The organism is Devosia sp., from assembly GCF_017744655.1.
GTDB lineage: Bacteria > Pseudomonadota > Alphaproteobacteria > Rhizobiales > Devosiaceae > Devosia.
In genome coordinates this window covers 20,743-33,311 of sequence record NZ_JAGIAW010000014.1, presented here as the reverse complement: position 1 = coordinate 33,311, position 12,569 = coordinate 20,743, and the positions used below count along the sequence as shown (strand labels likewise).

9 protein-coding genes are annotated in these 12,569 nt (G+C 61.9%); all 9 read left to right on the top strand.

Annotated elements, in window-relative coordinates; all coding sequences use genetic code 11:
- The first annotated feature begins 40 nt into the window (after window positions 1-40).
- The 9 genes from phnC to J7557_RS19810 all read left to right on the top strand — a co-directional run bounded on the left by phnC (window position 41) and on the right by J7557_RS19810 (window position 12,293).
- Window positions 41-868: a phosphonate ABC transporter ATP-binding protein gene (gene phnC / locus J7557_RS19850; RefSeq protein WP_291421905.1), complete on the top strand. Its 828-nt coding sequence runs from the start codon at window positions 41-43 to the stop codon at window positions 866-868.
- A gap of 55 nt (window positions 869-923) precedes the next feature.
- Window positions 924-1,832 carry a phosphonate ABC transporter substrate-binding protein gene (gene phnD / locus J7557_RS19845; RefSeq protein ID WP_291421903.1) on the top strand — a complete coding sequence of 303 codons (909 nt, stop codon included), beginning with the start codon at window positions 924-926 and terminating at the stop codon, window positions 1,830-1,832.
- Between the two features lie 152 nt (window positions 1,833-1,984).
- Window positions 1,985-2,959, top strand: a complete 975-nt coding sequence (gene phnE, locus J7557_RS19840; protein WP_291421901.1) for a phosphonate ABC transporter, permease protein PhnE — start codon at window positions 1,985-1,987, stop codon at window positions 2,957-2,959.
- Between the two features lie 2 nt (window positions 2,960-2,961).
- Window positions 2,962-4,305: a phosphonate ABC transporter, permease protein PhnE gene (phnE, locus tag J7557_RS19835; protein WP_291421899.1), complete on the top strand. Its 1,344-nt coding sequence runs from the start codon at window positions 2,962-2,964 to the stop codon at window positions 4,303-4,305.
- Between the two features lie 241 nt (window positions 4,306-4,546).
- Window positions 4,547-6,805, top strand: a complete 2,259-nt coding sequence (locus J7557_RS19830; protein WP_291421898.1) for an excinuclease ABC subunit UvrA — start codon at window positions 4,547-4,549, stop codon at window positions 6,803-6,805.
- A gap of 178 nt (window positions 6,806-6,983) precedes the next feature.
- Window positions 6,984-8,141, top strand: coding sequence for a glycosyl transferase family 1 (locus tag J7557_RS19825; RefSeq protein ID WP_291421896.1), 1,158 nt, complete (start codon window positions 6,984-6,986; stop codon window positions 8,139-8,141).
- Window positions 8,138-9,133, top strand: coding sequence for a glycosyltransferase family 2 protein (locus J7557_RS19820; protein WP_291421894.1), 996 nt, complete (start codon window positions 8,138-8,140; stop codon window positions 9,131-9,133). The genes J7557_RS19825 and J7557_RS19820 overlap by 4 nt, the downstream gene beginning before the upstream one ends.
- A 6-nt stretch (window positions 9,134-9,139) precedes the next feature.
- Window positions 9,140-10,030 (top strand): glycosyltransferase family 2 protein, encoded by an 891-nt coding sequence (locus J7557_RS19815; protein ID WP_291421892.1) that lies wholly within the window; start codon window positions 9,140-9,142, stop codon window positions 10,028-10,030.
- Between the two features lie 22 nt (window positions 10,031-10,052).
- Window positions 10,053-12,293: a Wzz/FepE/Etk N-terminal domain-containing protein gene (locus J7557_RS19810; RefSeq protein WP_291421890.1), complete on the top strand. Its 2,241-nt coding sequence runs from the start codon at window positions 10,053-10,055 to the stop codon at window positions 12,291-12,293.
- Window positions 12,294-12,569 lie beyond the last annotated feature (276 nt).

The following is a 12,569-nucleotide window of genomic DNA, read 5'->3' as shown; positions in this document are numbered from 1 at the left end:
CCCCTTAGGTGTCGCCCATCTCAAGGACGGGGCGCCAAGCATGCTCAAAATTTCGCACGTTACGCGACGTTTCGGTGACAAGGTCGCCGTCGATGATGTGACGCTCGAAATCCCGCAGGGCCAGATGGTCGGCATTATCGGCCGATCCGGCGCTGGCAAGTCGACGCTGCTGCGCATGATCAACCGTCTCAATGACGTGTCATCGGGCTATATCGAATATGACGGCGTGAAGACGTCGGAACTGAAGGGCGCGTCGCTCCGCTCCTGGCAGCGCGATTGCGCGATGATCTTCCAGCAGTTCAACCTCGTGCCGCGCCTCGATGTCATCACCAATGTGATGCTCGGCCGGCTCAATGGCCGCAATCCCGTGCTGAACCTGCTGCAGGTTTTTACCCCGGAAGAGCAGCTTGAAGCGCTGAAGGCCCTCGATCGTCTCGACATTGCCCAGACTGCCATGCAGTGGGCCCAGACGCTTTCCGGCGGTCAGCAGCAGCGCGTGGCCATCGCTCGCGCCCTGATGCAAAATCCGAAGATGATCCTGGCGGACGAACCGATCGCCAGCCTTGATCCGCGCAATGCGCAGATCGTCATGGACAGCCTCCGTGACATCAATGCCGAAGGTATCACCGTCATCACCAACCTGCATACGCTCGACACGGCGCGCGCTTATTGCGAGCGCATCGTCGGAATGAGCCAGGGCAAGGTGGTGTTTGACGGTACGCCCGACGAGCTGACGACGGACGTCGCTCGCACCATCTACGGCGCCGATGGTTTGAAGGAGGCTTTTTCGGAAGCCATGACCTCGACCTCGATCGCGCCCGTGCAATTCCTGCCGCGTACGCCGACCAACGCGCAGCAGGCTCCCTAAGTCATCGGCCCTTGGAAGCCGAAGACCTATCCCGCGTCACCAAAGGAGACTTCCCGTGTCCGCGATCCGTAAACTGCTCCTGGCCTCCGTGGCCCTCTCGATGTCGACCGCTGCCTTTGCTCAGGACGTCACCGTCCTCCGCATCGGTCTCGATGGCGGCGAAAACGAAGCCGACCAGCTGCGTCGTTCGGAATGCGTTGCCGAGCCGCTGAAGGCCGCAACCGGCGTTTCCGAAGTCCAGTTCTTCCCCTCGCCCGACTATAACGGCATCATCCAGGGCCTGCTCGGTGGCACCATCGACATCGCCATCATGGGCGCTTCGTCCTATGCCGCCATCTACCTGCAGGACCCGGAAGCCGTTGACCCGGTGCTGACCACCCAGCAGGCTGACGGTTCGACCGGCTACCACACGATCATGGTTGCTCGCGCTGACTCGGGTATCACCGATCTGGCTTCGACCAAGGGCAAGAAGCTCGGCTTCGCCGATCCCGATTCCACCTCGGGCTACCTGATCCCGAACGTGTCCCTGCCGGCCGATATCGGCGCTCCGATCGCTGAATTCTACAGCGAAACCGGCTTTGGCGGCGGCCACGAAAACCTCGTGCTCGGCGTTCTCGACGGCACCTGGGATGTTGGCACCACCTTCGGTTCGGGCCAGGGCGAATTCTCGGAAGGCTACACTTCCGGCAACCTGCGCATCATGGTCGACAAGGGTCTGCTCGACATGGACGACCTGGTTGAAGTCTGGCAGTCCCCGATCATCCCGAACGGCCCGCTGATGGTTTCCAACAAGCTCCCGGCTGAAACGAAGGCTCAGGTTACCGCCTTCTTCAAGGCCCTGCCGGAAACCGACTTCGAATGCTTCGACGCGTTCACCGCTGGTGGCTACACCAACTTCGTCGACGCCGGCCAGCCGCTCTACCAGACCATCATCGACGCTCGTAAGTCGGTGATCGGCGGTTAATCTTTTATCCCTGGTGGCGATGCTTCGGCTTCGCCACCAACTTGTTCCCACACTCGGTGTCATCCCGGCGAAGGCCGGGATCCATCTTGAGATCTCGGGATGGGCCCCGGCCTTCGCCGGGGTGACATCGAGAGTTTGGAAAGCTCCTGCCCATGGCCGATACTACCCACAGTTCGACTGGACTTTCGCAGGTGGGCGCGACGCTGCTGGAGCACTATCGCGGCCAGGTCAGGACGCGGCGGATCTATACGATCCTCGTCGTGATCGGCGTTTTGGTCGCACTGTTTGCGGCAATGTCCTATGCCAACTCGGCCAATTCGGGGAAGTTCTTCGAACGCCTCCCCTATATGTTCGACTTCATCAAGAACTTCATGCCGCGCGATCCATTCGAGATCTTTCGCGCCATGTTCGGGCTGGAGTCGCCCTATTTCGACGGGTCGGCCAAGTACGACTATACGTCGAGCAATATCTGGCTGACCGATACGTTCTACATCCCGAATTTCATCTACCAGCTGGTCGTGACGGTGAATATCGCCGTGGTTTCGACCATTATTGGTGGTGCCTTTGCCTTCTTTCTCTGCTTCTTCGCTGCCACGAACCTTGTTGGCGCGGGAGCGGTGCGGTGGATCGTGCGGCGCATCATGGAAGTGATGCGCGCTTTCCCGGAAATCGTCATCGCTGGTCTGCTTACGGCCGTGCTCTCCATCGGCCCGATTGCGGCTATTGCGGCGGTGTCGCTGCATACGATCGGGGCGCTCGGAAAACTGTTCTTCGAGGTCGTCGAAAATGCCGACATGAAGCCCGATGAGGGGCTAAAATCGGTGGGTGCGAGTTGGCTCGAGCGCGTGCGCTACGCCATTGTGCCGCAGGTGATGCCAAACTTCGTCTCCTATGGTCTCCTCCGCATGGAGATCAACGTGCGCGCCTCGACCATTATCGGTGCGGTGGGTGGCGGCGGTATCGGCGAAGTGTTTCGCCTCTCCATCGGGCGCGATTATGCGGCGCAGACCTATGCGATCATCATCCTGCTGCTCGTGACCATCATTGCCATCGACCAGTTCTCGGGCTGGCTGCGGGGGCGCCTCGTGGGCGATGCAAGTCTCAATTTCGGAAAGGCGAGCGTGTAAAGATGTCAGCGATCAGTGCTGCCGAGCGCGCTCGGCTCGAACAGAAATTTCCCGAGGTGTTCAAGACCTCGTTCTTCAAGCGACATGGCCTGATCGTCGGGCTTGTCGCGACGGTGTTCTATCTCGTTTTCTGCTGGTTCTTCTTCAATGTTGGACCGGCCCTGCAGAACGGCAAATGGGATCGCGCCTCGATCTATGTGCAGGACTGGTATAGCTGGCGTGCTACGCCGCGCCTGCGCTTTGGCGAGGGTGGGACGATCACGCCGCAATGGTCGAGCCGCGGGCAGTATCCGGTTGGCGCCGAGATCGACTGGCTGACGCCGCACGACGACGGCAGTATGACGGTAACCTTCGGCAGCGAGGCGGACCGGCTCGATATCACGACGACCGAAGTTCAGGTCTATGTCGGTGGCGAAGCCTGGCCGGTGATGATCGCTGACGGCGCCGCGACGGCACCGGAAGGCGCGCCAGCCGCGATCCAGCAGGACCGCCAGAAGGTGATCGTCGACTTTGGCTTTGAAGGCCAGGCCGAGATCCGCGACAAACAGGTCTATGTGCAGCGCCGCTTCTTTGGCTGGGCCAATTTCCTCTACGATCCGAAATCGCCGCTCTGGGGGCATGATTTCTTCTCTTCGATCGGGCTGATGTTCTCGGGTGACCGGGTCAATCCGGATATGTCGAACGCGCAGTTCGTGGTCAACCAGTGGCTCAACAATCAGGCCTGGCAGCATGCGGATATTCTCGTAAAGCTGTTCCAGACGCTGGTGATGGCTTTCGTCGGTACGCTCTTGGCGACGTTGCTCGCGTTCCCGCTGGCCTTCTTTGCGGCGCGGACTATTACGCCGAACCGGACGACCAACTGGCTGATGAAGCGGTTCTTCGACTTCATCCGCTCGGTCGACATGTTGATCTGGGCGCTGTTCTTTACCCGCGGCTTTGGCCCCGGCCCGATCCCGGGCATTGCGGCGATCTTTTTCACCGATACCGGTGCACTCGGAAAAGTCTATGCCGAGGCGCTGGAGAATGTGGACGACAAGCAGCGCGAGGGCATGAAGTCGGTGGGCGCGAGCCCGGCCTCGGTCAATCGCTATGGCGTGGTGCCCCAGGTGCTGCCGGTGTTCGTGTCGCAGTCGCTCTACTTTTGGGAGAGCAATACGCGCTCGGCGACCGTTATTGGCGCCGTGGGTGCGGGCGGTATCGGTTTGAAGCTGCTGGAGTCGATGGGCACCAATTCGGACTGGGACAAGGTGGCCTATATGGTGCTGCTGATCCTGTTCGTGGTGTTCCTGTTCGACAATATGTCGACGGCGATCCGCCAGAGGTTGATTGGCGGCACGGGGCACTAGGGCGTCCCAGTATGCGCGATCAATTGCAAACACTGTGTCATCCCCGCGAAAGCGGGGATCTCCGTTTTTGGGGAGAGAGGGGAGATTCCCGCTTCCGCGGGAATGACGTCGTGGGTGGGGTTGGAGGAGCGCAGTCCGGTTGAATTTGCTAGTCGTCGTCGAAATCGGGCTTGCTGACACGTCGTGTCAAAGAGAGCAGGCAAGGTTCGTCTGCTGACCAGATTTGCTTGAGGGAGTTTTGATGTCCGATACGTCGCTTTATGGTTCGATCGTCATTCGCGGGGCGCGGGAGAACAATCTCAAGGATGTGTCGCTCGATATTCCGAAGCGCAAGATCACGGTGTTTACCGGAGTGTCGGGATCGGGGAAGTCGTCGCTGGTGTTTGGGACCATTGCGGCGGAGAGCCAGCGGCTAATCAACGAGACCTATCCCGCTTTCGTGCAGCAGTTCATGCCGCGCTATGGGCAGCCGGATGCCGATCAGCTCGAAAACATTTCGGCGGCGGTCATTGTCGACCAACAGCGGTTGGGCGGCAATTCGCGCTCGACCGTGGCGACGGTGACCGATGCGGCGCAGATGTTGCGGGTGCTGTTTTCGCGGCTGGCGGAGCCCAAGCTTGGGGCACCATCGCTTTATTCCTACAATGACCCACGCGGCATGTGCGGGGATTGCGAGGGGATCGGGCAGGTGGCGGCCATGGATATGGCGGCGGTGATCGACGAGAACAGGTCGCTTAATGAGGGCGCGATCCTGCCCAAGGACTTTGCCGTCGATAGCTGGTGGTGGGAGATCTACGCCAATTCCGGCCTGTTCAATATGGACAAGAAGGTCAAGGATTTTTCCGCGGAGGAGCGGGAGAACCTGCTGCATCTCGACGATGGGCGGAAGATCAAAGTCGGAAAAATCGGACTGACCTATGAGGGCGTGGTGGCCAAGCTCAAGAAGGGGTTGGGCTCAAAGGACCCGGAAAGCCTGCAGCCGCATGTGCTGCGCGAATACGAGAAGATTTTTACCCGCGCCGTCTGTCCGGCTTGTCACGGGACGCGGCTTAATCAGGCGGCGCTGACGTCGACCATCAAGGGCAAGTCGATTGCCGACCTATCCGGCATGCAAGTGAGCGATCTGGCGCCGTTCATTCGCTCCATAGAGGCGCCGCAGGTGGGGCCGATGCTGGAGGCGTTGGCGCTGCGGCTCGAGAACCTGGTCACCATCGGGCTGGGTTATCTCAGCCTTGATCGCGAAAGTTCGACGCTGTCGGGCGGGGAGAGCCAGCGGGTGAAGATGGTGCGGCATCTGGGGTCGTCGCTGACCGATATCACCTATGTATTCGACGAGCCTTCGGTGGGGCTGCATCCGCATGATGTGGGGCGGTTGGCCGGGCTGATGACGCAGTTGCGGGACAAGGGCAATACGGTGCTCATTGTCGAGCACAAGCCGGACATGATCGCCATTGCCGACCATGTGGTCGATATGGGGCCGTTCGCGGGGTCGAAGGGCGGCGAGGTGGTCTATGAGGGCGACTTTGCGGGGTTGCTGGGGTCGGGGACGCTGACCGGCAATCACATGAAGAAGCATCAGCCGATCAAGGACAAGGTGCGGGCGGCCAAGGGCGAGGCGCTGAAGATCGAGAAGGCAGGGATCAATAACCTCAAGGACGTTTCGGTCGCCATTCCGCGTGGTGTGCTGACGGCGGTGACGGGCGTGGCCGGGTCGGGGAAATCGAGCCTGATCCAGGGGTGTCTGCCGGTGGCTTACCCTGACACGATCATCATCGACCAGAACCTAGCGCGTGGGTCGCGGCGGAGTAATACGGCGACTTATACGGGTATTCTGGACAATGTGCGCAAGGCGTTTGCCAAGGCAAATGGGGTCGAGGCTTCGCTGTTCTCGGCCAATTCCAAGGGAGCGTGTCCCGACTGCAATGGGCTGGGGGTGATTTATACCGACCTCGCGCATCTCGATCCGATGATCACCACTTGCGAGACCTGCGAGGGCAAGCGCTTCCTGCCCGAAGTGCTGGCGCATGAGCTGCGCGGCAAGTCGATTGCGGATGTCTATGAGATGAGCATCGAGGACGCAGCGAAGTTTTTCACCGAGCCGGCGGTGGCCAAAATCCTGCAGGGACTGGTGGATGTGGGGCTTGGCTATCTGACGCTGGGGCAGCCGCTGTCAACGCTGTCTGGCGGGGAAAGGCAGCGGCTGAAGCTGGCGGCGGAGCTGGGCAAGAAGGGCAATATCTATGTGCTCGACGAGCCGACGACGGGCCTGCACATGAATGACGTCGATACGCTGATCGGGCTGTTTGACCGGCTCGTCGAGGCTGGGTCTTCCGTGATCGTCATCGAGCACAATCTCGATGTGATTTCGCGCGCCGACTGGGTGATCGACCTGGGGCCGGGGGCCGGCAATGAAGGCGGGAATGTGCAGTTCGAGGGCGTTCCGGCCGATCTCGCCAAGGCAAAACACTCCTTGACCGGGCAGCATCTGGCGGCCCGATAGGGATTCGACTTGTGGCACCAGCGGGGCGGGGTGGCGCAAAGCCCCGCCTTGCCGCGGTTCAATTGTGGCGGCTTTGGGGCATGCGTTGAGCGCAGTTCTCAGTCACGGTTGGTCGCGTTGACCGCATAGCTCGGAACATCTCCACTTGGGCACTTAGCTTTGGATGGGAGATGCGTTCTTGCCGAGAATTCTCTACCTGGTCCACAACCTCTCCGACCCCGCGGTAGCGCGGCGGCTGGCCATGCTGCGCCTGGGTGGAGCAGAGGTGGAAATAGCCGGGTTTCGTCGCGCCGATGCGCCGCTGGCGGATCTGCCGGCCGAGACCGTGGTCGAACTCGATATTACCCATGACGCGCGCATGCTGCAGCGGCTGCTGGCGACGCTGAAGGCGCGCTATGGGGTGAAGCGCTGGGCCAAGGTGTTGGCGCGTCCGGATGTGATCATCGCGCGCAATCTCGAAATGCTGGCGGTGGCCGAGGGGCTGCTGTCGCTTTGGGATGAGCCGCCGGCGCTGGTCTATGAATGCCTCGATATCCATAGGTTGATGCTGCGGCAGGACAGGCTGGGGCGCGGCATGCGGGCCGTGGAGCAGCGGCTGATGCAGAAGGCAAACCTGCTGATTACGAGTTCGCCGGCATTTCTCGAACGCTATTTTGACGAGCAGGGGGCGCCGCCGGCGCTGCTGATCGAGAACAAGGTTTTTGCGCCTGATCATGAGGCCGTCGGGCGCAATGCGGCGCTGGATGGCGTCGAGGGGCCGGTGCAGCTCGGCTGGTTTGGGGCGCTGCGGTGCAGGAAATCGCTGGCGGCGCTGGATGGCGTTTCGCGCGCGCTGCGCGGCAAGCTGGAGGTGACCTTGCGGGGGCGGCCAGCGCTGACTGAGTTCGAGGATTTTCACGTGACGGTTGAAGCGGCGCCGCATGTAAGTTTTGGCGGGGCCTATCGGTATCCTGATGATCTGCCTGCGATCTATTCGGAGGTGCACCTGGTCTGGGCCATCGACTTCTTCGAGGAAGGGCAGAACTCGGCCTGGCTGCTGCCCAATCGGATCTATGAGGGGTGCCTCAATGGGGCGGTCGCGATCGCGCTGGCAGGAACCGAGACGGCGGCTTTTATCGAGCGGCACGGGATTGGCGTCGTCATTCCGGACATCGAGCAACAAACGCTGGTCGAGCTGTTTGGCGGGATGACACCGGAGCGGCTGCGCGGTCTGGCGGAAGCCGTTGCGGCTGTTGGGAAGCGCGCCTTCCGCTGCGAGGCGGAGGAATGCGTGGCGTTGGTGTCGCGGTTGGCCGGTGTCGGCGGAATCAAACTTCAGACGGAGATGGCGGCATGAGCGGCGTTCTCATTATCGTACCGACGCTGAACGAGAGCCGGCATATCGGACCACTGCTCGATCTGCTGCTGGCCGAGGCGGAGGCGCTGGATGCGCGGGTCGTCGTGGCTGATGGCGGTAGCACCGATGGGACGCGGGACATTGTGCTGGCGCGGGCGGTGGAGGCGCCGCGCCTGGTGCTGATGCACAATCCGCGGCGGATACAGTCGGCGGCGATCAATCTTGCCGTAGCGCAGTTTGGCGATGGTGTGGACTATCTCATCCGCATCGATGCGCATGGGACCTATCCCGATGATTTCTGCCGCGCGCTGGTCGCTGAGGCGGAGGAGCGCGGCGTGGCGAGTGTCGTAGTCCCCATGACGACCAAGGGCCACGCCGCCTTTCAACGCGCGGTGGCGACGGCGCAGAATTCGCCGATTGGTACCGGTGGTTCGGCGCATCGCATGGGGCTTGGTAGTGGGCCGGTGGACCATGGGCATCATGCGCTGATGCGGGTCGATGCGTTCCGGGAGGTCGGCGGCTATGACGAGACGTTCCGTGCCAATGAGGATGCGGAGCTGGATTTCCGGCTGCGGGCCAAGGGGCACACGATCTGGCTCACTGACCGGACGGGCATGATCTACTATCCGCGCTCGACCATGGCTGGGCTGTTCCGGCAGTATTTTGGTTATGGCGGGGGTAGGGCGCGCAATATCCTGAAGCATCGGATGCGGCCGCGGCTGCGGCAGATGGCGCCGCTGGCGATCTTGCCGGTGGTGCTGCTGGCGGTGCTATCGATCTGGCACTGGGCCTTTCTCATTCCGCTGGCGCTGTGGGGTGTCGGGTGCATCGCGCTCGGCATGCATGCGGCGCAAAAACACTATCCCGAATATGGCACGCCGATGGTGCTGTCTCCGCTCGTTGGCTGGGCCGCTATGATCATGCATTTCGCCTGGTCGTCCGGCTTCTGGCTGCATCTCGTCCAGCGCCCGTTTCGGCGCGAAACCGTGTGAGGCCGAATGGCACGGATCGATATCTGCATCTGCACTTACAGGCGTCCGTTCCTGGTCGAAACGCTGCGCTCGGTGGCGCGGCTCGATCGGGGTGTGCATGAGCTGCGCGTGATCATTGCCGACAATGATGAGGTGCCTTCGGCCCGGGAGCGGGTGGAGGCGCTGCGGAAGAAAATGGGCATGAAGGTCACCTATGTGCATGCGCCGGCGGCCAATATTTGTATTGCGCGCAATGCCTGTCTTGAGGCGGCAGATGGCGACTTCGTTGCCTTTGTCGATGACGACGAGGTGGTGAGCCAGGGTTGGCTGAAGGCACTACTTGAAAAGGCGCAGGCCAGTGGCGCGGCGGCGGTGTTGGGGCCGGTGCGCGCGATCTATGATGCTGATGCGCCGGAATGGATGGTCGAGGGAGATTTCCACTCGACCCTGCCGGTGTTTGTCGGCGGGGAAATCCGCACTGGCTATACCTGTAATGTGCTGATCCGCTGGGTCGCGCCGTTCCGGGCGTTGCGCTTCAATACGGCCCTGGGTCGTTCGGGCGGGGAAGATACGGACTTTTTCTATCGGCTGACGGGGCTGGGCGGGAAGATCGACTATGCGCCCGAGGCGGTGGTCGAGGAACCGGTGCCGGCGGCGCGGGCGAGCATGGATTGGCTGACCAAGCGCCGTCTGCGGTTTGGGCAGACGCATGGCATGCTGCTCGGTGGTTCGCCGCTGAAGCGGCTGCCCGTGGTGATGGCTAAGATTTCCTTTTGCTGTGTGATGGCCGGACTGACGGCCTTCTCGCCGGTATCGCGGCGCCGCAACTGGCTGCGCGCGGTGCTTCACATGGGCGTGGCGGGGGGCATTCTGGGCCTCGCAAAGGCCGAACACTATGGCCAGCCGGCCGCTTCCTAGCTGAAACAGCCAAGGACAAAATATGCTTGAAAAGAACCTGTATCCCGAAGCGGTGGCGCCTCAGCCATCGGACCTGAAGACCATTGATCTCGATCGCATCTTTTCGCTGATCAGGCGGCAGGCGCTGGTGCTTGGGCTGTGTGTTGCCGTGATGGTGGTGCTGGCCGGGTTTTACCTCACCATGGCACCGCGGAGCTATCTGTCGGCTGGGCAGATCCTGATCGACAAGAAGCTGGAGCAGGTGACGAGCGGGGAGTCAACGCCCACCAGCACGACCGATCTTGAGGCGCAGGTGCTTAATCAGATCGAGGTTTTGCGTTCGAGCCGCGTGGCGAAAGCGGTGGCCGAGACGGAGAACCTGATGACCGATCAGGAATTTCTCAATCCGCCGCCATCGTTCAGCCAGCGTGCTAAGGGCCTGATCGGGCTTGGTCCGAAGGCGCAACCGATGGCGCTGGAGGCGAGCCTTGATGAGGTGGTGGGCATGTTGCGCGCCAATGTGGTGGTGGACCGCATGGGGCGCAGCTCGATCATTCGTGTGGGCTATGAAGCAGCGACGCCCGAATTGGCACAGCGGATCGCGCAGGCTTATGGCAAGGCGCTGCTGCAGGATCAGTTGAACGCGGAGCTTGAGGCGACGGGTGCGGCGGCCGATTGGCTGCAGCAGCGGTTGGCCGAGATTGGCGAAAGCCAGCGCCAGGCTATTCTAGCCATTGAACAATATCGGCAGGAGACGGGGCTGTCCGTGGGGCAGGATCGCGATCTGACGGCCCAGCGGATTGAAAGCCTTTCCACCAAGTTAGCGGATGCGCAGGCGGAGACGGCGCGGCTGCGGGCGCTTTCAGCGCAGGTTGGTGCCGTGGTGGCGGCAGGGCCGGAAGCGGCTTCGAGCTCGGTGGCGCTGCTGAGTGGCGCACAGACCGATCCGGCGGAGCTTTCGTTGCTGCGCAATCAGGTGGCGACGCTGACGAGCCGGATTGCCGAGGTGGAGGCCAGCTATGGCGCCGACCATCCGCAACTGGTGGTGTTGAAGGCAGAGAAGGGGGCGCTAGATAGCCGGATTTTTGCGCTGCTGCAGACTCTTGATCAACAATATCGGACGCAGTTGGCCATTGCGCAGGAGCAGGAAGCCGGGCTGCGCGGCGATATCAATGCTGAAGGGCAGAGCGCCGGCGCTATCGGGCAGGAGCAGGTGCGGCTCAATGAGTTGCAGCAGCGTTCCGATGCTTTGCGCACGCTCTATAACAGCTATCTGGCGCGCTATGAGGAGGCGGTGCAGCGGCAGAGTTTCCCCATTCCGTCGGTGCGTATCGTGACGGATGCGCTGCTGCCCGAGCAGCCGGCGAGCCCGAAGACCATGGTCATTCTGGCGGCGGCGGTGATTGCCGGGTGCTTCTTCGGCGCGGTGCTGGGTGTTCTCAATGAACTGCGCGAGAGTGGATTCCGGACTGGGTCGAAGGTGCGCCGCGAGCTGGGCATTCGGTTCCTTGGCTATATGCCGAAGCTGCAGATCGGGCGTGGGGAGAGCGCAGAGGCGCGGCGGCGGACTATTCGCACGCTGGTGCGTGGGGCCTTGGGCACGCGCGTCGGGCGGCGATGGGGTGCGCCTTATGCCGAAGCGCTGAAATCGACGCGGTTGGTATTGCAGCCGGTGTCGGATCGCGGCACCGCCGTGATCGGCGTGCTGTCGGTTTTGCCCAATGAGGGGAAATCGACCTTCGCAATGTCCTTTGCGGAAATGCTGACGGCGATGGGATCGCGGGTGCTGTTGCTCGATGCCGATCTTGGTGCGGGTCGGAACGGTATTCCCACGCGGATCATGCCTTCGCAGCAGGGCGATTGGCGCAATGCGGCGACGACGGATCTCGAAACGGGGCTCGTCATGCTTTCGGCCAGTGCCCCGGAGGCGGGCGGCGGCGATCTTTCGAGCATTGCCATGCAGAAGGTTTTGGCCGAGGCGCGGGGGCAGTTCGATTATGTCATTATCGATCTGCCGGCGCTGGGGCCGGTGATTGACGCGCTCTCGGTGCTGCCGCTAACCGATGCCAGTGTGCTGGTGACGGAGTGGGGGAAAACCCCGCGGCGCCTGGTGCGCAATGTATTCGAGCGCGAGCCGGAACTGGCTGATCATGTCGTTGGCGTGGTGCTCAACAAGGTCGATCTTGGCACCTTGCCGAAGTTTACCGATATTGGCGGCCTGGAGCGGTTTGCTTATCGCGGTGAAGTGCGTGCGGCGAAGGAAACTGAGGGGGCGGAGGGCTGATCTTCAAACAGCGCCAGTTTGCTTTTGGGCTTCCGGGTTTGATCCGGGAGCCCTTTTTTGTGGCTCCTAGGCCCCCACCCTCGTTCCCTCCCCACAAGGGGGAGGGAGGCGCAAGCCGCAGTCTTCACAGTTCCTTCCACGGTGTCATTCCCGCGAAAGCGGGAACCGCTGTTTGGAAACGGAGGTCCCCGCTTTCGCGGGGATGACACCGAGAGGGCAATGGGAACTGCATGCGTTCGGACGTCAGCAAAAACGAATGGGCCGCCCGGTTGATCT

Excerpts from the sequence above, each read along its gene's own strand:
- phnE (WP_291421901.1), top strand. The coding sequence starts at position 1,985 with ATGGCCGATACTACCCACAGTTCGACTGGACTTTCGCAGGTGGGCGCG.
- J7557_RS19810 (WP_291421890.1), top strand. The coding sequence starts at position 10,053 with ATGCTTGAAAAGAACCTGTATCCCGAAGCGGTGGCGCCTCAGCCATCG.
- phnC (WP_291421905.1), top strand. The coding sequence starts at position 41 with ATGCTCAAAATTTCGCACGTTACGCGACGTTTCGGTGACAAGGTCGCC.
- phnE (WP_291421899.1), top strand. The coding sequence starts at position 2,962 with ATGTCAGCGATCAGTGCTGCCGAGCGCGCTCGGCTCGAACAGAAATTT.
- J7557_RS19830 (WP_291421898.1), top strand. The coding sequence starts at position 4,547 with ATGTCCGATACGTCGCTTTATGGTTCGATCGTCATTCGCGGGGCGCGG.
- J7557_RS19820 (WP_291421894.1), top strand. The coding sequence starts at position 8,138 with ATGAGCGGCGTTCTCATTATCGTACCGACGCTGAACGAGAGCCGGCAT.
- J7557_RS19815 (WP_291421892.1), top strand. The coding sequence starts at position 9,140 with ATGGCACGGATCGATATCTGCATCTGCACTTACAGGCGTCCGTTCCTG.